This window comes from Streptomyces sp. CA-106110, assembly GCF_050936285.1.
In the GTDB taxonomy this organism is placed as follows: Bacteria; Actinomycetota; Actinomycetes; order Streptomycetales; family Streptomycetaceae; genus Streptomyces.
The window spans coordinates 1,462,514-1,483,143 of the sequence record NZ_JBNJNB010000001.1; the positions used below are offsets into that span (position 1 = coordinate 1,462,514).

The 20,630-nt window shown below is 71.1% G+C and carries 15 protein-coding genes; 11 read left to right on the forward strand and 4 right to left on the reverse strand.

The window, feature by feature from the left end; genetic code table 11:
* Complete coding sequence (gene efeU, locus ACQEXA_RS06850) at window positions 1-2,037, reverse strand: iron uptake transporter permease EfeU (RefSeq protein WP_433129036.1); 2,037 nt, start codon at window positions 2,035-2,037, stop codon at window positions 1-3.
* A 261-nt stretch (window positions 2,038-2,298) separates the two neighbouring features.
* Between efeU and ACQEXA_RS06855 the strand changes: the two genes are divergently transcribed.
* The 4 genes from ACQEXA_RS06855 (at window position 2,299) to ACQEXA_RS06870 (ending at window position 9,188) form a co-directional block, all read left to right on the forward strand.
* Window positions 2,299-3,249 (forward strand): TauD/TfdA dioxygenase family protein, encoded by a 951-nt coding sequence (locus ACQEXA_RS06855; RefSeq protein WP_433129038.1) that lies wholly within the window; start codon window positions 2,299-2,301, stop codon window positions 3,247-3,249.
* Window positions 3,250-3,452: 203 nt separating this feature from the next.
* Window positions 3,453-5,375, forward strand: a complete 1,923-nt coding sequence (locus tag ACQEXA_RS06860; RefSeq protein WP_432939855.1) for an AMP-dependent synthetase/ligase — start codon at window positions 3,453-3,455, stop codon at window positions 5,373-5,375.
* A gap of 252 nt (window positions 5,376-5,627) precedes the next feature.
* Window positions 5,628-8,267 (forward strand): SpoIIE family protein phosphatase, encoded by a 2,640-nt coding sequence (locus ACQEXA_RS06865; protein ID WP_432936136.1) that lies wholly within the window; start codon window positions 5,628-5,630, stop codon window positions 8,265-8,267.
* A 144-nt stretch (window positions 8,268-8,411) separates the two neighbouring features.
* On the forward strand, window positions 8,412-9,188 hold the full coding sequence (locus tag ACQEXA_RS06870; protein ID WP_433129040.1) for a dienelactone hydrolase family protein: 777 nt from the start codon (window positions 8,412-8,414) through the stop codon (window positions 9,186-9,188).
* A gap of 117 nt (window positions 9,189-9,305) precedes the next feature.
* Here ACQEXA_RS06870 and ACQEXA_RS06875 read toward each other — a convergent pair whose 3' ends face one another.
* Window positions 9,306-10,175: a universal stress protein gene (locus tag ACQEXA_RS06875; protein ID WP_433129042.1), complete on the reverse strand. Its 870-nt coding sequence runs from the start codon at window positions 10,173-10,175 to the stop codon at window positions 9,306-9,308.
* A 142-nt stretch (window positions 10,176-10,317) separates the two neighbouring features.
* On the opposite strand from ACQEXA_RS06875, the gene ACQEXA_RS06880 reads away from it, so the two are divergent.
* Genes ACQEXA_RS06880 through ACQEXA_RS06890 form a run of 3 tightly spaced genes read left to right on the forward strand, consistent with a single transcriptional unit; the run spans window position 10,318 to window position 13,866 of the window.
* A complete protein-coding gene (locus tag ACQEXA_RS06880) occupies window positions 10,318-11,997 on the forward strand; it encodes an FAD-dependent oxidoreductase (RefSeq protein WP_433129044.1) in 1,680 nt (559 codons plus the stop codon).
* A 37-nt stretch (window positions 11,998-12,034) separates the two neighbouring features.
* Window positions 12,035-13,519, forward strand: a complete 1,485-nt coding sequence (locus ACQEXA_RS06885; RefSeq protein WP_433134469.1) for an ATP-binding protein — start codon at window positions 12,035-12,037, stop codon at window positions 13,517-13,519.
* Window positions 13,516-13,866: a UBP-type zinc finger domain-containing protein gene (locus ACQEXA_RS06890; RefSeq protein ID WP_359397633.1), complete on the forward strand. Its 351-nt coding sequence runs from the start codon at window positions 13,516-13,518 to the stop codon at window positions 13,864-13,866. The genes ACQEXA_RS06885 and ACQEXA_RS06890 overlap by 4 nt, the downstream gene beginning before the upstream one ends.
* Before the next feature lie 53 nt (window positions 13,867-13,919).
* On the opposite strand, the gene ACQEXA_RS06895 is transcribed toward ACQEXA_RS06890, so the two are convergent.
* Window positions 13,920-14,615, reverse strand: a complete 696-nt coding sequence (locus tag ACQEXA_RS06895) for a transposase (protein WP_433129046.1) — start codon at window positions 14,613-14,615, stop codon at window positions 13,920-13,922.
* 207 nt (window positions 14,616-14,822) lie between these two features.
* Between ACQEXA_RS06895 and ACQEXA_RS06900 the strand changes: the two genes are divergently transcribed.
* Both ACQEXA_RS06900 and ACQEXA_RS06905 read left to right on the forward strand, forming a co-directional pair.
* Window positions 14,823-16,964 (forward strand): zinc ribbon domain-containing protein, encoded by a 2,142-nt coding sequence (locus ACQEXA_RS06900; RefSeq protein ID WP_433129048.1) that lies wholly within the window; start codon window positions 14,823-14,825, stop codon window positions 16,962-16,964.
* A gap of 367 nt (window positions 16,965-17,331) precedes the next feature.
* A complete protein-coding gene (locus ACQEXA_RS06905) occupies window positions 17,332-17,892 on the forward strand; it encodes a type 1 glutamine amidotransferase domain-containing protein (protein ID WP_433129050.1) in 561 nt (186 codons plus the stop codon).
* 65 nt (window positions 17,893-17,957) lie between these two features.
* Here the strand turns inward: ACQEXA_RS06905 and ACQEXA_RS06910 are convergent, their stop codons facing one another.
* The gene (locus tag ACQEXA_RS06910; RefSeq protein WP_433129052.1) at window positions 17,958-19,424 is read right to left on the reverse strand and encodes a serine hydrolase domain-containing protein; all 1,467 of its coding nucleotides are present in this window, start codon (window positions 19,422-19,424) and stop codon (window positions 17,958-17,960) included.
* 263 nt (window positions 19,425-19,687) lie between these two features.
* On the opposite strand from ACQEXA_RS06910, the gene ACQEXA_RS06915 reads away from it, so the two are divergent.
* Together ACQEXA_RS06915 and ACQEXA_RS06920 are read left to right on the forward strand one after the other, a co-directional pair.
* Complete coding sequence (locus tag ACQEXA_RS06915; RefSeq protein WP_433129054.1) at window positions 19,688-20,299, forward strand: DUF1906 domain-containing protein; 612 nt, start codon at window positions 19,688-19,690, stop codon at window positions 20,297-20,299.
* Window positions 20,296-20,604 (forward strand): peptidoglycan-binding domain-containing protein, encoded by a 309-nt coding sequence (locus ACQEXA_RS06920; protein WP_433129056.1) that lies wholly within the window; start codon window positions 20,296-20,298, stop codon window positions 20,602-20,604. Before ACQEXA_RS06915 ends, ACQEXA_RS06920 begins: the two co-directional genes overlap by 4 nt.
* Window positions 20,605-20,630: the final 26 nt, after the last annotated feature.

A 20,630-nucleotide genomic window follows, 5' to 3' on the forward strand; every position in this document is an offset into this window, starting at 1 on the left:
TCACGCGGACTTCCGGATCTCAAGGAGGTCCGGAACGGGTGCGAGGTCCTCGAGGAGCTGTCCGGTGGCTCCGTCGAGGCGGGCCCGGGTGGTCTCGTCGAGCCGCGCCGCGGGGGTCCAGGTGCCGCCCTGGTGGGCGGCGTCGAGCAGCTGCTGCAGCCGGGCGATGTCCGTGTCGACGGTGCTGCGCAACTGCGGAGCCCGGGTGGTGAGGAGGGGCTGGAGGACGGTGAGCAGCTCCCGTGTGCCGGCCAGGTTCGCGTCCGCGGTGGCCAGTTCGGTGCCGCTGCCCTGGTCGGCGTCGCCCGTCAGCTCGAACTGAAGGGTGTTCTCGAGGATCTCGTGGGTGCGCAGGGGCAGGTCACCGGGGTCGAAGTCCTGGGTGGGGAAAGCCTTCTGCAGACCGGTGACCGCGTCGGCGAGCTGGGCGGCGGGAGCCTTCAGCGCGTCGACGGGCTGTCCGTGCCACAGCCCGTACTCGACGCGGTGGAAGCCGGTGAAGTCCTTGTCGTCGACGCCGCCCGGCAGACCGTCGGGCCGGCCGTTGATCTTCTGGTCGAAGTCCTCGAACGTGCCGTAGGCGGCACCCAGCGAGGCATAGGTCCGGTGGGCGGTGAGCCAGTCCGTGCGGGCGTCGTCCAGGTGGCCGCCCGCGATGTCGTCACTGAGTTTCCGGGTCTGGGTGACCAGGGTCGCCAGGCCTTGTTCGACATACGCCTTGTATGCCTTCAGGGGTCCGGCGAGGTCGCTCTCGGAGACGGGGGCGACGGGCTTGGCGCCGCTGCCGCCGGTGACGCGGACCGCCCGGGAGGTGACGGCCTTGCCGCCCGTGGGCACACAACGCCAGGCGTAGGAGCCGCCGGAGACGGTGGCGACCAGGTCGCGGGTGGTACCGGGGGCCAGGCCCTCGATCTCGCCGTAGACGGCGTCGGTGGCCGGGTCGACGAGGTACACCTCGGAGGTCTTGTCGCCGGTGTTGTGCATCTGGAAGGTCTGGCGGCCCGTCCTGGGCGCGGTGAATCCCTTGCCGCAGTCGGTCTCGGACACGGCCACCGTCTGGGCACCGGCGGGCTTGGCGCCGCCGAGAGCCACGACCAGCCCGGCGACGACGGCCGGTACGGCGACGACGGCGACGGGGACCACCCAGACCGGGCGGCTGCGAGCGGGGGCCGGCCGCGCCTGCGATGCCTTCGGGGCGGGCTCGTCCTTGGCCGCTGGGCTGCGGGTGGCCCGCAGGCCGCGCACGAACAGCGTCATGACCACGGCGAGGTAGGCGGCGTAGCCCACGACCTGAAGCCACGTCATCGTGGGCGTCAGGTTGAGCACGCCCTGGACGAGGGTGCTGTACCAGGACCCGGCGTCGACACTGCCGCTGAGGTCGACGGCATACGCGGTCCTGCCGGGCAGGACACCGCCCTCCTGCAGATCCCGCAGTCCGTAGCCGAGCACCCCGGCGGCGATCACGATCAGGACGGCACCGGTCGCGGTGAAGAACTTCGTCAGATTGATCTTCAGGACCCGGCGGTACAGGCCCCAGCACAGGCCGGTCGCGAGCACGAGGCCGATGCCGGCGCCGGTCAGGGGCCCCGCGGACTCGCCGGCCGCGCGGGCCGTCGTCCACAGGAACAGGGCGGTCTCCAGGCCCTCGCGGCCCACAGCGAGGAACGAGGTGACGATCAGCATGCCCGCGCCGGTGGCGAGCGCGCCGGTGACCTTGTCCTTGATCTCTCCGGACAGGCTGCGCGCCGAGCGGCGCATCCAGAACACCATCGCGGTGACGAACGCCACGGCGATCACGCTGAGTGTGCCGCCGAACGCCTCCTGAGCGGTGGCGGACAGCGAGGCGGCGGTGAAGGTCAGCACCGCGCCGAAGCTCATGGCGAGCGCGATCGCGGCGAGCACGCCCGTCCACACCTGCGGAAGCCGGGATCTGGCGCCCGCCCGTACGAGGGTCGCCACGAGGATGGAGACGATCAGTCCGCCTTCGAGCCCTTCCCTCAGTCCGATGAGAAAGCTCGGAAACGCGTCATCCCACATACGACCCTCCCCGGCAGCCTCCCGCCGATGGACGTGCAGGTTAGCGAAGGCATGCCTTACTCGCGCGAACCATCACGACTACAGATATGTAGTCATCCAGTCATGGAGAGGCAACGAGAAGGCAAAAGCACCGGCGGCAGGGAGCCCTCCGGCCGTCCGCCTGCTGCCCATGCGATCTTTCGCACCGGCAGCAGCCGGACGATGCTTGCCCCCAGCCAGTCCGCACGCACGGCGGACGGACCCACGACGGACGGAGCCGGTATGACGACGGACAGCGGTACCGAGGTCGAGGTGAGGCCCGTCGCCGGCCACATCGGCGCGGAGATCACCGGGGTCGACCTCGCCGCCGGCCTGGACGACGCGACGGTGGCCGCGATCCGGTCGGCGGTGCTGCGCTGGAAGGTGGTGTTCTTCCGGGGCCAGGAACTGGACCACGCCGCGCACATCGCGTTCGCACGGCGATTCGGCGAACCCGTCGTCCTCGGCAAACGCGGAAGTACCTCCCCGCCGGGCTTCCCCGAGATCGAGACGACGGCCGACCGGCTGGAGCTGGGCGGGCGCTACGGCATGGACCACGAGGAGTGGCTGCGGCGCAGGCGGTACTCGCTCCTGCGGGGCTGGCACTGCGACCACGGCGCCCGCGTCGACCCGCCCGCCGCGACCATCCTGCGGGCCGAGACCGTGCCGCCGTACGGCGGGGACACCCAGTGGTCCAATCTGGCCGCGGCGTACGCGGGCCTTTCGCAGCCGGTACGGACGTTCGTGGACGGACTGCGCGCCGAGCACCGACTGGGCGTCGGGTACCAGGCGCGGCCCGGCGACGACGCCTACCTGCGTCATCTCCTGGACCACCAGGTCGCCGCTGAGCACCCGCTGGTCCGGGTGCACCCCGAGACGGGCGAACGCGTGCTGTTCGTCAACGGCTACTACGTCGAGCAGATCGCCGGCCTCTCGCGCGCCGAGAGCGCGCACATCCTGCAGATGCTCCTGGAGCAGGCCACGCGCCCGGAGTACACGGTCCGCTTCCGCTGGGAGCCGGGCAGTGTCGCCTTCTGGGACAACCGGGCCACCATCCACCTGGCCCCGAGCGACCTCGTCACGCCCGAACAGTCTCGGATCATGCACCGGGTGATGCTCGCCGGAGACGTCCCGGTGGGACCGGACGGCACGCCCTCGGCGCCTGTGACCGGCACGGAACCGGGCCGCTGGTGACACGGGGCACGGAGCTCGGACCACGGGAGACGAACGACCGCCGGCACCCCAACTGATTGTCCGGAACCCGCTGTTGCCAATTCGCGAGGATTCCTTGTCCATTTCCTGCACGACCGGTCACAGGCTGGGCTACATTCGTGCCCGCCGATCCCGTATCCATCGGCGACGTCGCAGGAGAGGCTCGGGGGCGGCGCATGCGCGACATGGGAAACGCCCGGGCGATCGCCCCGGACACGGCGGGATGGCCCGCGATGACCGGAGGGCTCGCCGACAGCGTCTTCGACACGGCGAACCGCGACCCCGGCCTGCCGATGATCGCCCGCCGGTCCGGGCGGGGCGACGGCACGTGGAACACCATGACGGCAGGCGAACTGCGCGACGAAGTGGTCGATCTGGCCAAGGGACTCGTCGCCTCGGGCATCCGCCCCGGCCACCGCGTGGCCATCATGGCCCGCACCCGCTATGAGTGGACCTTGCTCAGCTGCGCCCTGTGGGCGGTCGGCGCCGAGGTCGTGCCGGTCTATCCGACGTCCTCGCACGAGCAGGTCGAGTGGATCCTGCGGGACTCCGGCTGCGTCGCCGTCGTCGTCGAGGACGAGCACGGGGTGATGACCGTCGGGTCGGTGTGCGCCTCGCTGCCCCTGCTGCGCCACGTGTGGCAGTTGGACGCCGGCGCGCTGGCGACGCTGGTGGAGCGCGGCCGACCGGTGCCGGCCACGACCATCGACTCGCTGCGCCGTATCGTGCTGCCGGACTCGACCGCGGTCGTCGCCTACACCTCGGGTACGACCGGACACGCCCGTGGCTGCGCGCTCAGCCACCGCAATCTGGCGAGCCCCTGCGACACACTGCTGGCCGGCTGGGGGCACACCGGGGCACCGCCCGGGGAGCAGCCCGCCGTCCTCGCCTTCCTGCCCTTCTCCCATGTCTACGGGCTGATGATCCAGGGGATGTGCCTGCGCGGCGGCCTGCTCATGGCCCATGAACCGGACCTGCGCGCGGACACCCTGGCCGCATCGCTGCTGAGCTTCCGCCCGACGTACCTGTACGCCGTCCCGTTCGTCTTCGAAAGACTCTTCAAGACGTTCCTCCGCACGGCCCAGCAGGCGGGGCGGGGCACCCTGTTCGAGAAGGCGGTGCGCACGGCTCAGGACTACGCCCTGGCGGTCGAGCGGCACCGGCTGGGCACCGGGCACGGTCCCGGCCTCGACCTCAAGCTCCAGCACGCCCTGTACGACAAGGCGGTGTACCGCAAGGTGCGCGCCGCACTCGGCGGGCGGGTGTGCGGCGCCGTGTCCGGCGGATCGTCGCTGAACCGGGAACTCACCCTGTTCTACGCGGGGATCGGGATCTCCGTGCACGACGGCTACGGCCTCACCGAGACGAGCGGGGGAATCACCGCGCAGCCGGTCGGGCGGGAGAAGTGGGGCACCGTGGGGCGCCCCCTGCCGGGCGTCGAGGTACGGATGGCCCCGGACGGGGAGATCCTGGTGCGCGGCCCCTCGGTCTTCCAGGGGTACGTCAACGACGACCTGGGCACGCACTCGGCACTGCGCGAGGGCTGGCTGGCCACGGGCGACCTCGGGCACCTCGACCCCGAGGGCTATCTGTCGATCACGGGCCGCAAGAAGGACACCATCGTCACGAGCGGTGCCAAGAGCGTCTCCCCGGCGGCCCTCGAGGAGCGGCTGCGGATGCATCCGCTCATCCACCAGGCGGTGGTCGTGGGTGACAACCGGCCCTGCGTGGGCGCTCTGATCACCCTTGACCCGGAGTTCCTGGCGCACTGGCGCCGCGCCCTGTTCGCGCAGGGGGACGCGCCCGGACGCGAGGCCCGGGAGGAGAACGCGCTGCGGCAGGAGGTGGCCCGCGCCGTCGCCGCGGCCAACACCACGGTGTCGCGATCGGAGTCCATCCGGGTCTTCCGGGTGCTGCCGGAGCTGTTCGACGTGTCCAACGGGCTGCTGACGCCGTCGATGAAGCTGCGCAGGGACGTCATCGCGCGCCGGTACGCGGGGGAGATCGAGGCGATGTACCAGTCCGCGTCCCGCATCCCGCGCGAGCGCAGGCTGGACGAGCATGCGACCTGGGACGAATCCGACGACGTGTTCCGGCGCGCACGGTGAGCCGGAGTCGGCCCGGCGGTCTCCTGGCCGGCTTCCGAGCCGAGCGGGGCGGGACCTGCGGGGCCCGGCACGGAACACCCGCCTGACCCACGTCCGCCCTGTCAGCGGCGGCGACCCCGTCCGCCACGCCGCATGATTCACCCGGTGCGGTGGTCGCTGCCTCCGCACTGACCTGTCCGGATGCGCATCCGGGCCGATACGGCGCATTCTTGCTGTGATACCCACCCGACGGCCCGGGACGAGGGCAGACCGATGCAAGGCAGCGCCGAGCGCGCGCAGAGCGCACCCGGGACGCCGACCGCCGTGCTGACCGGCGCCGTGGCGGACGCGATCCACGCCGTCGGCGGCTTCGCGGGCGGCGTGTACCTGCGCTCCGGCGCGCCCGCGGTACTGCGCCTGGCCGTACTCACCGGCCTTCCGGGCCCGCTGTTCCGGCCATGGTGGCGGCTGCACACGGAGCGCCAGTTCCCGGTCGCGGACGCCTACCGGCACGGCAACCCGGTCGTGCTCACCGACTCCACGGAGACCATGCGGCGCTACCCGCAACTGGCTGCGGGGCTGCCGTTCCGGTTCGGCTCGGTCTGCATGCCCGTGTCGGACGGTACGACCAGGTACGGCGTGCTGACGGTGCTGCGGCCTCCGGCATCGGACGTCTCCGAGGCGCTGCCCGAACGGGCCCGGCTGACCGCGGTGGCGGATCGTCTGGGCGAGGCCCTGGGTGCCCTGGAGGCCGAAGGGGATCCCGTGATCTGGGACCGCGAGCCGCTGTGCGTACGGCCACCGGTGAGCGGGCCGTCACAGGGGTCGATCGGGCACTTCGTCTGGGACCCCGCCGATGCCACGGTGACCGCCGACAACGTCTTCTGGGAGCTGACGGGCGGCACCAAGGAGGACATCGCCCGTTCGCCCGAGGCCCTGGCCGCGGCCATCTCCCCCGATGACGCGTGCCGGGTGCTGTGCGCACTGCGCGACTCGGCCGCCGACTCCCCACCCGTGCGTCCGCTGCGGGTCCGGGCCGCGAACGGCAGCCGGCGGATGCTGGAGTTCTGGCCCGAGGCATCGACGGGACGGGAGCACAGGGTGGGCGGCCTCGTCGTCGACCCGGGCCCCGGACCTGCGGCGGAGGAGGCAACGGACCTCCTCCCGGACGGCGTGTTCGCGTTCGACCGGCTGGGACTGATCACCTACGTCAACCCGCGTGCCGCCGAACTGCTGGGCCGGACGCAGGCGGAGCTCGTCGGCCGGCCCCTGTGGGAGGCCGTCCCCTGGCTCGAACAGCCCGCCTACGAGGACTATCTGCGCGCGGCTCTCATCTCGCCGGAACCGGTGCACTTCCAGGTCCGGCGTCCCACGACGGAGTCCGAGGACGAGGGCGAAGGCGACTGGCTCACCGTCTCGGCCCATCCCGGCCCGGATGTCGTGAGCTGCCGGGTGGTGCCGCTCGGGCACACCGTGGAGGCGCCCTCACTGGGCGAGTCGCCGGCCTCGGCCACGGGAGTGCTCGGTACACCGGACCCCTCGGCCCCGGTGTACCGCCCCATCGTCCTGGCGATCGCGCTGTCCGAGGCCATGACGGCACGTCAGGTGTCCGAGGTGGTGATGCGGGAGCTGCTGCCCGCGTTCGGCGGGCGCCGGCTGGCGATCTATCTGCTGCAGGAGCGGCATCTGTACGTGGCCTGGGAGACCGGCTTTCCGCCGGGGTACCTCGCCCAGTTCGAAGGCGTCGGCCTGGACGCCAAGCTGCCGAGCGTCGAGACGCTCACCACCGGACGCCCTCTGTTCTTCGAGTCGATGCAGCAGGTCGAGGCCGCCTATCCGGGCCTCTCGCTGGACACCGAGTCGGGCTCACGGGCCTTCCTGCCGCTGATCGCCTCCGGCCGGCCGGTCGGCTCGTGCGTCCTCGGCTTCGAACGGCCGCGCACCTTCAGCGCCGGGGAGCGCACCGTGCTCACCGCGCTCGCGGGTCTGATCGCCCAGGCCCTGGAGCGCGCCCAGCGCTACGACTCCGAGGCCGCCCTCGCCCGTGGTCTGCAGGAGGCCCTGCTGCCGCACCGGCTGTCCGACCATCCGCTGGTGGAGACCGCCGGCTGCTATCTGGCCGGCACACAGGGCATGGACGTGGGCGGCGACTGGTACGACGTCGTCGAGGCCGGCGACGGACTCGCCCTGGTCATCGGCGACGTACAGGGACACGGAGTGCAGGCTGCCGCCACGATGGGCCAACTGCGCAGCGCGGTCCGGGCGTTCGCCCTCGGCGACCACGCCCCGCACCAGGTGATGAGCAGCACCAACCGGCTGCTCATCGACCTGGATCCGGGCCAGTTCGCCAGCTGCTGCTACATCCGGCTGGACCCGGACACGGGATACGCGCGGGCCGTACGAGCCGGGCACACGCAGCCCCTGCTGCGCCATCCCGACGGTCTGACAGAGGTCCTGGACCTGCCCGGCGGACTGGTGCTCGGGGTGGATCCGCAGGCCCGCTATCCCGTGACGCATCTGTCACTGGAACCCGATGCCGTCCTCGCGCTGTACACCGACGGGCTGGTCGAGCGGCCCGGCACCGACATCGACGAGGGCGTCGACGTCCTGCGCGCGGCGCTCGCCCGCGCGGGGGAAGGCATGGACAGCGTCGGCAGGCCCAGCCTGACGGACATCGCGGACCGGCTCATGGAACGGGCCCGGCGCACCCTCGACCGACCGGACGACATCGCACTCCTGCTGGCGACACGGCACCACCGGCCGCCCTACGAGGTCGGCGGCGACCACGGTGCCGACGGCGAGCGGCCCGGCGGCCGGGTGTCCGACGGCGCGCCGACCAGCGCCGCCCGGCCCGGCCGGGAGGAGCTCGCCGATCCCGGGGAGCAGGAGCGGCCCGTACCGCCGTCCGCGTGAACGCCCGGCGGGCCCGCACCCTGAGCCGTGCGTCCTCGATGACGATCCCCAGGCGAAGGGCCCACAGGCGGCGTTGCGATGATGGCGCTCCAAGGCCCGGCCGGCCCGCCACCGGCCGGATGTCGAAAGGCAGGAGTACAGCACATGACCTCCATCCGTGGGACGTCCCTGGACATCCCCACCCAAGACGGCACGGCCGATGCCTACCTGGTCCACCCCGACGACGACAGCCCCCACCCCGCGGTCCTGCTCTACATGGATGCCTTCGGGCTGCGGCCGTCCCTGAAGCGGATGGCCGACCACCTCGCCGAGCACGGCTACACCGTCCTCGTGCCCAATGTCTTCTACCGGCGCGGGCGGGCTCCCGTGGTCGACCTGCCGGACTTTATCGACCCGTCCGCGCGCCCCGAGCTGTTCCAGCAGATCATGCCGCTCATGCAGGCCCTGACGCCCGAAGCGGTGGAACGCGACGCCGACGCCTATCTGCGCCGGCTCGCCGACCTCCCCCAGGCCGCCGACGGGCCGATCGGCATCACCGGCTACTGCATGGGCGCCAGGCTGGCCCTGCGCACCGCCGGCGCGTACCCCGAGCGGGTCGCCGCGATCGCCGGGTTCCACGGCGGGCGTCTGGCGACCGACACCCCCGACAGCCCCCACCTGGTGGCCGACCGCGTCACCGCGGAGGTGTACTTCGGCCACGCCGACCAGGACTCCTCGATGCCCCTCGAGCAGATCGAGCTGCTCGACAAGGTGCTCACGGAGGCGGGCGTGCGCCACCGCAGCGAGGTCTACCCGGGCGCGCACCACGGCTACACCCAGGCAGACACCGCGGCGTACAACGCCGAGGCGACGGAACGCCACTGGACGGAGCTGCTGGCACTCCTGGACCGCAGTCTGCGGGGCAAGGGCAGCGCGTCGTAGACCGGAGGGGACCGTCACGGTCACCGGGCGCCGGCGGAGTCGTCAGCCGGCGCCCGGAACCTCGCTGAAGATGTCTCCCCGGCCGCGGCGGGCCGGGGAGACGGGGCACGTCCGCGGTCAGGCGGGCGGCACGACCGCCACCGGGCAGGGCGCGTGGTGCAGCAGCGCGTGCGCCACGGATCCGATGCGCGGGCCCACCGGCCGAGAGGCGTGCCGCCCCACCACGACCAGCTGGGCGTGGGCGGCCGCGGCGAGCAGTACCTGGCCCGCGCTGCCCATCTCCACGTGCTCGGTCACCGGCACCTGCGGATAGCGGTCCCGCCAGGGCCGCAGCGCCTCGTCGAGCGCCTTCCGCTCGTACGGCTCCATACCGCCGGCCTCGTCGAGCAGCTTCATCGAGCCGGGGCTGTAGGCGAACACGGGCGGCAGGCTCCAGGCCCTCACGACCCGCACGGCGGCGCCCCGCGCCGCGGCGGTGGCGAACGCGAATCCGAGCGTGGGCGCGCTGTCGTCGGGGCCCCCGTGCTGTCCGACGACGACCTCGCGGCCCGCCGCCTCCGCGCTGGCCCGGTCGTCCGACCGTACGAGCACCACGGGCCGGGCGGACTCGGCGATGACCTGCTGGCCCACCGAGCCGAGCAGGAAGCCCACGACTGCCCCGTGGCCCCGCGAACCCAGGACCAGCAGCTCGGCGGCGTCCGCCTCGGCGGCCAGCGTCCCGGCGGGCGCCCCTTCCAGGGCCTCGGCGGTCACGGGCAGCTCCGGATGGCGCTCCGCGACGGCTCGCCGGGCCCCGTCCACCATCTCCCGCGCCCATCCCGCCTGGGCGTCCCGGTCGGCGGCCGGGGCCACTTCGTACGGCTGCCACTGCCAGGCGTGCACGATCCGCAGTGGCAGGCCCCGGCGCACCGCCTCACGCCCCGCCCAGGCCGCCGCGGCTTCGCTCTCCGGTGATCCGTCCACTCCCACGGTGATGGGGCGGGTCATAGGGCTGCCTCCCTGTTCCTGATCCGGGTCCATGATCGGCGGTCACACGTTACCGAAACGGACGGTCACCGGGTTCCGGAGCGAAACCGGACGATCGAACATACGATGGGCGGGACGCCGACTGACTGGGGTGGGAGACCTGATGTCACAAGCGGCCGCCACAGCGGCACGGACCGTCATCCTGACCGTGGACGACGACCCGGGGGTGTCCCGCGCCGTGGCACGCGACCTGCGCCGACGATACGGCGAGTCGTACCGCATCGTGCGTGCCGAATCCGGCCGGAGCGCGCTGGAGGCACTGCGGGAACTCAAGCTGCGCGGTGAACTGGTGGCCGTCATCGTGGCCGACTACCGGATGCCCGAGATGAACGGCATCGAGTTCCTGGAACAGGCCCTGGACGTCTACCCGGGGGCGCGCCGGGTGCTGCTGACCGCCTACGCGGACACCAGCGCCGCCATCGACGCGATCAACGTCATCGATCTCGACCACTACCTCCTCAAGCCATGGGATCCGCCGGAGGAGAAGCTGTACCCGGTCCTGGACGACCTGCTGGAGGCATGGCGGGCCTCCGACTACAAGTCGGTCCCCACCACCAAGGTGGTGGGGCACCGCTGGTCGGCCAGATCGTCGGAGGTCCGGGAGTTCCTCGCCCGCAACCAGGTGCCGTACCACTGGTACTCGGTCGACATGCCTGAGGGACAGCGGCTGCTGGCGGCCGCCGGCCAGGACGGGGTGCGGCTTCCGCTCGTCGTCACCCCGGACGGCACGCCGCTGATCGAGCCAGAGGACGCGGAGCTCGCGGGACATGTGGGGCTCGCGACGACACCGACCTCGGACTTCTACGACCTCGTCGTCATCGGCGGCGGGCCCGCCGGGCTCGGGGCCGCCGTGTACGGGGCGTCGGAAGGGCTGCGGACCCTGCTCGTGGAGCGGTCGGCGACCGGCGGGCAGGCCGGGCAGAGTTCCCGGATCGAGAACTACCTCGGCTTCCCGGACGGCGTGTCGGGCGCTCAGCTGACGACCCGGGCGCGCCGCCAGGCGAAGAAGTTCGGCGCCGAGATCCTCACCGCACGCGAGGTGTCCGCACTCGAGATCAACGGGGCGGCGCGCATCGTGCGCTTCTCCGACGGTTCGGCGATCGCCGCGCACACCGTGATCCTGGCGACCGGAGTGTCGTACCGGCAGCTCCGGGCGCCCGGTCTCGAGGAGCTGACCGGGTGCGGGGTCTTCTACGGTTCGGCGCTGACGGAGGCACCGGCCTGCTCGGGGTACGACGTGTACGTCGTCGGCGGCGCCAACTCCGCGGGCCAGGCGGCGATGTACCTGTCCCGGGGCGCCAAGTCGGTCACCCTGATCGTGCGGGGCGAGTCGCTGTCCGCGTCGATGTCGCACTACCTGGTCCAGCAGATCGCCGAGACGTCGAACATCAACGTGCGCACGCGCACCGTCGTGGACGCCGCGCACGGCACCGAGCACCTGGAGCAGCTGACGCTGCGGGACATGGCGACGGGAGTCATCGAACTCGTCGACGCGCAGTGGCTGTTCGTGTTCATCGGGGCGGCCCCGCTGACCGACTGGCTGGAGGGGACCGTGCTGCGGGACGAGCACGGTTTCATCCCCACCGGTCCCGACATGACCTGCGACGGGCAGCCACCGCCCGGCTGGGAACTGGAGCGGCCCCCCTATCACCTGGAGACCAATGTCCCCGGCGTCTTCGTGGCGGGCGACGCCCGCGCCGAGTCCGCCAAGCGGGTCGCCTCCGCGGTCGGCGAGGGAGCCATGGCCGTGATGCTCGTCCACCGGTATCTGGAGCAGTCATGAACCCACAGTTCGGGGAGCGGTCGTGAGCAGCCGGCCGATGTCCTGCGACAAGAGTGAGCTGAGGACGCTCTTCCTGTTCGAGAAGCTGACCGACGACCAGCTGGCGCGGCTCTGCCTCGAGGGGCGGGTGGAACTGTTCGACCCCGGTCCGGTGTACACCGAGGGGGATCCCGCCACGTGCTTCTTCGTCCTGATGGAGGGCACCGTGGTGCTCTCGCGCCGGGTCGGCGCCGACGACGTGGAGATCTCCCGGACGTCGCAGCGCGGCGTGTACGCGGGCGCCTTCCAGGCGTATCTCGGCAATCGGGCGCGGGGGGCGACGTACAACGGCTCGATGCGGGTCACCGAACCCTCGCGATTCTTCGTCCTGCCCGCCGCGACCTTCGCCACGGTCATGCGGGACTGGTTCCCGATGGCGGTGCATCTGCTGGAGGGGCTGTTCTTCGGCTCCAAGAACACGCAGCAGGTCATCAATCAGCGCGAGCGGCTGCTGGCCCTCGGCTCGCTGTCGGCGGGCCTCACCCACGAGCTCAACAACCCGGCCGCCGCGGCAGTGAGCGCGACGGCGGCGCTGCGCGAGCGCGTCGCCGGGATGCGGCACAAGCTGGGCATGATCGCCGCGGGCCGGTACGAGCCTGACACGCTGCGGACGCTGGTAGACATCCAGGAGAGGACCGCGGAACAGGTCGCGAAGGCCGTTCCGGTCAGCCCCCTGGATGCGTCCGACCGCGAGGACGAACTCGGCGACTGGCTCGACGACCACGGCATCCAGGGCGCCTGGCAGATCGCTCCGAACTTCGTACAGGCCGGGCTCGACACCGACTGGCTCAACCAGGTGGCGGCGGCCGTCGACGAGCAGACCCTGGAAGGCGCGATCCGCTGGCTCAACTACACGGTCGAGACCGAGTTGCTGATGAACGAGATCGAGGACTCGACCACCCGGGTCTCCACGCTCGTCAACGCGGCCAGGCAGTACTCGCAGCTGGACCGGGCGCCGTTCCAGAACTCCGATGTGCACGAACTCCTCGACAGCACCCTGCTGATGCTCTCCGGCAAGATCGGCAAGCGGATCACCATCGTCAAGGAGTACGACCGCAGCCTGCCGCCGATTCCCGCCTACCCCGGCGAGCTGAACCAGGTGTGGACGAACCTCATCGACAACGCGGTCTCGGCCATGAACGACGGGGGCGGCGAGGGCACGCTGACCGTGCGGACCGCTCTCGACCGCGACCGGCTGCTGGTCGAGTTCGGCGACACGGGCCCGGGCGTGCCGCCCGAGATCCGCAACCGCATCTTCGACCCCTTCTTCACCACGAAGCCGGTCGGCCAGGGCACCGGACTCGGCCTGGACATCTCCTGGCGCATCGTCGTCAACAAGCACCACGGCAGCCTGGACGTCCGGTCCGTGCCCGGCGACACACGGTTCCAGGTGCGGCTGCCGCTGACCGCCGCAGAGTCCGATGCCGACGAGCCGGACATCGAGCCGCAGCGGGTTTCCCAGACCTCACCGGAGGCGTCATGACGTCAGTCGAAGGCATCGAGCCCACCGTCCCGCCGAGCGGCACCGGCTGTGCCGAGTGCGACGAGGCGGGAGGCTGGTGGTTCCATCTGCGGCGCTGCGCGCAGTGCGGACACATCGGCTGCTGCGACGACTCGCCGGCCAAGCACGCCACCGCCCATTTCCACGCCAGCGGGCATCCGGTGATCCGCAGTTTCGAGCCGGGCGAGGGCTGGTTCTGGGACTACACCACGTCGCAGCTGTACGAGTCGGGGCCCGAGCTCGCTCCCCCGGCCTGCCATCCCGAGGACCAGCCGGTGCCGGGACCGGCGGGCCGGGTGCCGGCCAACTGGGCGCAGGCGCTGGGCTAAGAGATATCCCGTAGTGTGGGGCGGCGCATGACTCGCCGCTGCTGGGGATTGATTTACCTGATGTCGAGCTTCAGGTTGTGGGGCGCCGCGACGCCGGCAACGGCATGGTTGATTGCCTCGCCGCGGCGGCGGCACTGCCTGAGGATTTGGTGGTCTTTGAGACGAGCGATGGTGTGCTCGGCTACGGCGCGCCGTTTCCGGAACCTGCGGTAGTTTCTGTCTTTGATGATGCGGCCGTCTGGTCCGCGGCGCGGTGTTCTGATCTGGTCGCAGCCACGGTAGCCGCCGTCGCCGGAGATCCGCGGGTGGCCGGGAAGACTCCGGCCGGGGGTTTCCCGGTATACGACCACATCGTTCCGATTCCCTGGCCATGCGTCGCTGACGGCGACGACGCGCCTGTCCCGTGGCCGGCAGACGACCTGGACGTTCACGCTGCGCCGGTAATTCTTGCTTTTAGCTGTGCGGGACTGATCGTGGACGGGGATGAGCGTGCCATCGACGACCCGCAACTCCCGCCGGTCAGCCGGTGGCGGCCCCAGAAATTCCGCAAGGCGAGGTGCCAAACGGTAGAGCACGCGGTGCACGGTGGAGTCGGTCGTGCCGAACAGCGACGCGAGCTGCTGCATGGTGAGGTTGGTCCGGTAGGCCAAGACAAGCAGCAGAACCCGGTCAGGGAACGGCAACGCTCCGTTCCGGCTTCGAGCGGCGTCGGGTTTCCGCTCCCACAGCTGCTCAACGAGGGATCTCATCTGCGGTCCAGCGAGCCCGGTCCAGGCACGGAGCTCAACGCTCGTGCAGCAAGCCAGACTCAGACGTATGAGTGCATCGTAGAGTCCGTCCAGGGTCGCTGGAGCGGGCGCTGTCAGTAGCCGTCTGTAGCCTTGGCCTTGCTTGCCAAAGCTGCCAAGTTCCGGACAGGTCGTCGCCGTTGCCGTAGACAAAGGAGGTGGGATGCCGTGAGTGCAGAGCTGCTCGACCCGGTATCTGCCTCTGACGCGTCTGCCCGCAGGTTCCGTGGGAAGAACAGAGGCAAACGGTGGACCCGCGGCGAGGACACCGAACTCGCGGTGATCCGCCTGCCGCTCGACGTGAGCCGACTCGACAGCCAGCATCGGGTAGAGCAGCTGTATTCGGCGATGTGGTCGGTGAAGCGAGCGCTTCAGCGTAATGCCACGGCTGCGGTCGACGCGTACTGGGCCGGCGATGTCCGCCGCGAAATCGACGCGAAAACGTGGCGGGTCGGGCTGGGCCTGTCCCGCGAGGGCATGGAACGCCGCGGGTACCGGCACATGGAACGGTCTCGGCACCTCGGCCAGCATGTCACCAAAGCACTGGTGATGCATCAGGCAGACGAGGTGTGGGAATCCGTCAGTCGGCACCTGTTTCCTGATGCGTCCGGCCGTCGGTTTGGACGGCCGAAGACGGGCACCTGGTGGGACTACACCCGCATCCCCGGCCGTGCCCGCTCGCACACCACGGCCCGGAAGTGGGAAACGTTCCGCCTCCACGGCACTCTTGCCGGACACCTGGACGCTTACCGGCACTGGGACCTCAACCCGTCCGTGAGTGATCCGGTGCAGGCGGCCGGGCTGCCGCCGAAGACGAGCGTCCTCGCACAGCCGCGACGCATGCCTGTGCCCGTGCGACCCCGCCGCGTCGAAACCGGCGAAGTCACCGCGAAGGGAAAACCGAAGACCCGCGCCGCAACCTGGTGGGACCACGCCGGGCCCCTTGCCCTTGTGTTCACCGGCGGCGCAGACTCCCAACGCGGCGACCTCGTCCTCCCCGTGCGGCTGCCCTCCGGTGCCGGCCGCTGGCCGCGGCTGGTCCACTTCCTGAACAGCCCAGAAACGTGGCACAAGGTCGACCTGGTCCGACGGCGAGACACGAGCACTCCCGGCGGGTGGGCTTACGAGGCGCACCTGATGATCCTCACCGGCGGATACGCATCCCCAGCTACCCGGACCCGGCGGGCTGCCGCAGCCGACCTGGGCCGGGTTGGTGGGATCGACGGCAACGTCTCCAACTTGTCCGTCGTCTCCCTCCCGGACACGTTCGACCCTGCCGACGGAGAGGTGAGCTCGACCCGGGTCGAGCTCACCGACGCCGAGAGGGCCGCACTCGAGAAGGCCCGCCGCAAGGAACGCGGCCGTAAACGCGCCCTCGACCGCTCCCGCCGCGCCACCAACCCAGGCCAGTACGCGCCGTCGAAGCGCCAGCAGGCCCGTGCCGAACGCCGCAAAGCCGCCGGACTCCGAGACAAGCAGGCCCAAGTGCCCGGCGGCGCGCGGGCAGCAAACAAGGCCGGAGTACCCAAACAGGCATACCGCAGGGACACCCTCTCGGCCGGCTACCGCCTAAACCGTGCGAAGCTCGCCGAGGCCGCGGCCACTGCGGCCGCCGCGAAAGACCACCGCGCACGGCGAATAGCCGAGCAGATCGTCGCCGAACACGGCGCCAACCTAGTCGTCGAAGACTGCGACATCCGCACCTGGCACCGACTGTGGGGCAAGACTCTGCAGGCCACCACACCAGGGCGGCTCATCGCCGCGATCGGCAAGGAGTGCGAGAAGACCAGCGGCCGCCTGCTGCGCGCGTCGACCTTCAACACGAAGCTGTCGCAGACCTGCCTGTGCGGCGCACAGGTCCGCAAAACCCTCGCCGACCGAGTGCACGCCTGCACCTCCTGCGGACTGGTCGCCGACCGTGACATGGTCTCCGCCGCACTCGCCGCGCACGTCCGGCTCACCGACCCGGACGATCCCAGCACGGCGGGCCTGGACATCGTCCAGGCCCGCACCACACAGATCTCGTTCTCACCAGGGCTGCAAGAAGCCCTGTCGAGTCAACCGCAGCGAGGTGCCCGCCCCAGCAGGGGCCGCACCCACGCGGCAGCCCACGGTCCGGGTGCCCCCGGCCAGCAGGCCTCTGCTCGACGAAACACCCCCGAACGGTACCGGCCTGCCCCGAATGAGACCCGACCCGCGAACCAGCGGCACAAGGACCACGTCGGAACAGCCGCCCGCGTAGGAAACGCCGCAGCCCGCGGCGGTATACCTACACGGGAACTGATCGGGTGGCATCCCAATACGGGATGACTCTTAGCGGAGCGGCCGTCCGGGTGCGTGCGGTGCGGGGGTCGGTCACCGACCGATCGCCAGTCTCCCCGTCTCCCCTGTCGCGGAACGCACACTCCATCGCTCCGCCATGGAGTGCGGGCTCCGGTTGACACGCCTGAGGCGGGTGGGAGGGTGGAGAAGTAGGGAGGGTGCGGCCGTTCGCATGCTCACCACCAGCGGCATGGTGCGCATGCCGGAACGGGGTGATGCGCCGCGCGCCCTCCGGCTGGCCGGCGCTGTCCTTCGCTGTGTCCGCCCGGAGAGCAGGCCGACGGCGGCCGAGCAGGGGCCCGGCCGGCCGCGCTCGCCACACGGCCGATCGCTCAGCGGAAAGGCAGGAACCACCATGGCACAGGCACTGCGTGACCGGAGGGTCGCGATCCTGGCCACCGACGGTGTGGAGCGCGTGGAGCTGGAGGAGCCCCGCGGAGCCCTCTACGGTGCTGGCGCCACCAGCGACATCATCTCGCTCCACCCGGGTGAGATCCAGGCCAGACAGTTCGACATCAACGCGGCGGGCACCCTGCCCGTCGACCGGCTCGTGGCCGACGCCTCCGAGGACGACTACGACGCCCTGCTCCTTCCGGGCGGCACCATGAACCCGGACCAACTGCGCATGAACAAGGACGCCGTCGCCTTCGTCAAGGCCTTCGCCGCCAGCGGGAAGCCGATCGCGGCGATCTGCCACGGCCCCTGGACCCTGGTGGAGGCCGGCGCCGTGCGCGGCCATCGCATGACGTCCTGGCCGAGCATCCGCACCGACCTGCGCAACGCGGGGGCCGAGGTCGTCGACGAGGAAGTCGTCATCGATGGCCAGTTCACCACCAGCCGCTCACCCGCCGACCTGCCCGCATCCTGCGAGGCCATCATCGAGCAGTTCAGCAAGGCGTCGAGCAAGGCCTCCTGAGGGCACCGCCTGGCCTTGGACGGGGGCCTGGACGGGGCGCCCTGGACCGGAGAGCACCCACCTCGTCATCCGCCTGTTGCGGCGCCACCCTTCCGAGCGGTGCGGGGCGCCCGCTGGCGCCGCAAGGGGCCGCCGTGCAGCGGTGTGGTGTGCCAGCGGGCCGTGAACGTGCCGCCGTCCAGGGCACAGGTGACCGTCAGCCGGTGCGGCGTCTCCAGGAACAGGACGTCCAGGCGAAGGGTGTCCGGATCGGTCCAGCCACCGCTCACCGCGGTGGGGACGGGGTCCTCCTGCACGGCCCAGGAGGCTCCGGGAAGCGGCAGCGTGAGACGCTCGTCGCCCTCCACGAGGGTCACCGTCCAGGTCCCGTCCGCCGCGGTGACCTCGGCCGCCGTCAGTGTCGGCTGTTGCGAACGGCCCTCCCCGGGCGTGAAGCGGGCGCCCTGCCAGCAGTCGGAGTCCGCCATGGGCCCGGAATGCGCGGGAACCGGGGGCAGAGCGAGGCGGTCGAGGCGCTCCTGGAGCGCCTTGTCGTCGTCGGCGCGGTCCGCGAGCGGTCCCGATGCGAACGCGGGCAGCAGATGACGCCACATCGCGTCGAGCAGTTTCTGCATCTCCATGGTCGCCGCAGTCGTCGCGATCACGGCGTCGTGCTCGGGCAGGACGACGCAGAACTGGCCGTACGCCCCGTCTCCGCGGTAGCCCTGCCGCGACATCCAGAACTGGAAGCCGTACCCCTGCTGCCAGTCCGACACGGCGCCCTCGGCCGTCCCGTCGGCGTTCGAGATGTGCGGGCGGGTCGCCTGGGCCACCCAGGAGGACGGCAGCAGGCGCCTGCCCTCCCAGACGCCGTCCTGGAGGTACAGCAGACCGAGGCGGGCGATCGCGTCCGTGGTGGCGTGCAGTCCGGTGAAGCCGAGGTCGCGGCCGCGCGGATGCTGGGTCCAGCTGACCTCGCCGATGCCGAGCGGGTCCAGGATCCTCGGGCGCAGGTACTCGGTGAGCGACTGGCCGGACAGCCGCTGCACGAGCGCGGCCAGCGTGTAGGTCGTGGGCTGGTTGTACGCGAAGACCGTGCCGGGGTCGCGGTCCGGAGGGATCAGCAGGAAGCCGCGTACGGGTTCCGCCCGGTCGAGCCCGAACGCCTCCGGCTGGGTCTCGGCGAGGTGCCCGCTCGCCATGGACGCGACGTGCCGGACCAGCATGGCGCGGCTGCGCGGGTCGGTGATGTCCGCCTCGAACTCCGGGAAGTACGACAGCACGGGCGCGTCGAGGTCGAGCAGTCCCTCGGTGACGGCCGCTCCGGCGGCCGTCGAGGTAAAGCTCTTGCTGAGCGAGTACAGCAGGTGGAGGCGGTCGGCGCTGTAGGGCGCCCACCAGCCGGAGGCGACCAGACGGCCGTGGCGCAGGATCATGAGGCTGTGCGGCTCGATGTCCGGTGCCGCCTCGACCGCATCGAGGAACGCCTGGATCCCCCGGGCGTCCACCCCTTGCTCGGCAGGTGTGCTGACGGGCAGCGGACGGGCGCTCATCCTGTGGGCCTCCTGGGGCGATACGGGCGGGCGACCGGGACCGGGGCTCGCGGCAAGCACCATCCTTCCGCCGCGCTCCGGGAAATGTCCACGGCCGGGCCCAGGCGGATCCCCCTGCCTGTTTTCCCGTTTCCCGAAGGGGAACCCGCGCTTTATGGTGCAAATCGGGTACACTCGACTTTCGTCGTTCTGACAGGTTTGGGGGTCAGGCTGAATCGCCCCGGGTTTGATGGAGACATTGAAGACCCGGAAGGATCCTGGCCATGGCTGCCCTAAAGAGTCACCGCGTCTCCTCCACCTTGTCCACAGCGGCCGCCCAGGGAGCCGCGACGGCGGACGACGCCCTCGCCAAGGCGTCGGCCCTCGGGCTCCCGGCCGGCAGCACCCTGTACGACGACATGGAGTGCTACGACAACTCCAACGCGTCCGGCAGCGCCGCCGTGCTGACCTTCTTGTCCGCGTGGACAGAGGAACTGCACGCGAACGGCTACCTGTCCGGCGTCTACTCCAGCCTCGGCTCCGGCATATCGGACCTGGGGGCGCAGTGTTCCAGCGGCGCGTACACCCTGCCCGACAACATCTGGTTCGCCTGGTGGAACGGCGCAGCCGACACCGCCACCGGCAGCTACGTCCCGGCCGCGGACTGGTCCGACCACCAGCGGCTGCACCAGTACTCGGGCGACACCGACGAGACCTGGGGCGGTGTCATCATCAACGTCGACGACGACTACCTGGACGTCGGCGGCAACTCCCCGACCTGCTCCGCGAGCCTGGACTTCACCGCCTACGGCACCATCTCGTCCGGCTCCACCGGTGGGCTGGTGAGCGCGGCCAGTGCCTGCTGCTGCGCCAGGGCTACTTCACGGGTTCGGTGAACGGCACCTTCGGTTCGGACACCGCAGCCGCGGTCACCGCCTTCCAGACCGCCAAGGGCGTCCCGGCCACCGGCACCGTGGACTCGCACACCTGGACGGCGCTCCTCGCGGCCGGCAGCCAGCCGACCCTGCAGAGCGGCTCCACCGGCGCGGACGTGCAGCGCCTGAAGCGGGCGCTGACCGCCGCGCTCGGCCAGACCGTGGGCATCGACGGGGACTTCGGCTCGCTGACCACGAGCGCGGTCAAGAGCTACCAGACCGCCCGCGGCCTCGGCGCGGACGGGATCGTCGGAGCCCTCGCCTAGGGCGCTCTCCTGTCCGGCAAGTAGCC

Coding starts and splice junctions, on each gene's coding strand:
- ACQEXA_RS06855 (WP_433129038.1), top strand. CDS start 2,299: ATGACGACGGACAGCGGTACCGAGGTCGAGGTGAGGCCCGTCGCCGGC.
- ACQEXA_RS06860 (WP_432939855.1), top strand. CDS start 3,453: ATGGGAAACGCCCGGGCGATCGCCCCGGACACGGCGGGATGGCCCGCG.
- ACQEXA_RS06870 (WP_433129040.1), top strand. CDS start 8,412: ATGACCTCCATCCGTGGGACGTCCCTGGACATCCCCACCCAAGACGGC.
- ACQEXA_RS06915 (WP_433129054.1), top strand. CDS start 19,688: ATGGCTGCCCTAAAGAGTCACCGCGTCTCCTCCACCTTGTCCACAGCG.
- ACQEXA_RS06895 (WP_433129046.1), bottom strand. CDS start 14,615: ATGAGATCCCTCGTTGAGCAGCTGTGGGAGCGGAAACCCGACGCCGCT.
- ACQEXA_RS06865 (WP_432936136.1), top strand. CDS start 5,628: ATGCAAGGCAGCGCCGAGCGCGCGCAGAGCGCACCCGGGACGCCGACC.
- ACQEXA_RS06910 (WP_433129052.1), bottom strand. CDS start 19,424: ATGAGCGCCCGTCCGCTGCCCGTCAGCACACCTGCCGAGCAAGGGGTG.
- ACQEXA_RS06890 (WP_359397633.1), top strand. CDS start 13,516: ATGACGTCAGTCGAAGGCATCGAGCCCACCGTCCCGCCGAGCGGCACC.
- ACQEXA_RS06905 (WP_433129050.1), top strand. CDS start 17,332: ATGGCACAGGCACTGCGTGACCGGAGGGTCGCGATCCTGGCCACCGAC.
- ACQEXA_RS06880 (WP_433129044.1), top strand. CDS start 10,318: ATGTCACAAGCGGCCGCCACAGCGGCACGGACCGTCATCCTGACCGTG.
- ACQEXA_RS06875 (WP_433129042.1), bottom strand. CDS start 10,175: ATGACCCGCCCCATCACCGTGGGAGTGGACGGATCACCGGAGAGCGAA.
- ACQEXA_RS06885 (WP_433134469.1), top strand. CDS start 12,035: ATGTCCTGCGACAAGAGTGAGCTGAGGACGCTCTTCCTGTTCGAGAAG.
- efeU (WP_433129036.1), bottom strand. CDS start 2,037: ATGTGGGATGACGCGTTTCCGAGCTTTCTCATCGGACTGAGGGAAGGG.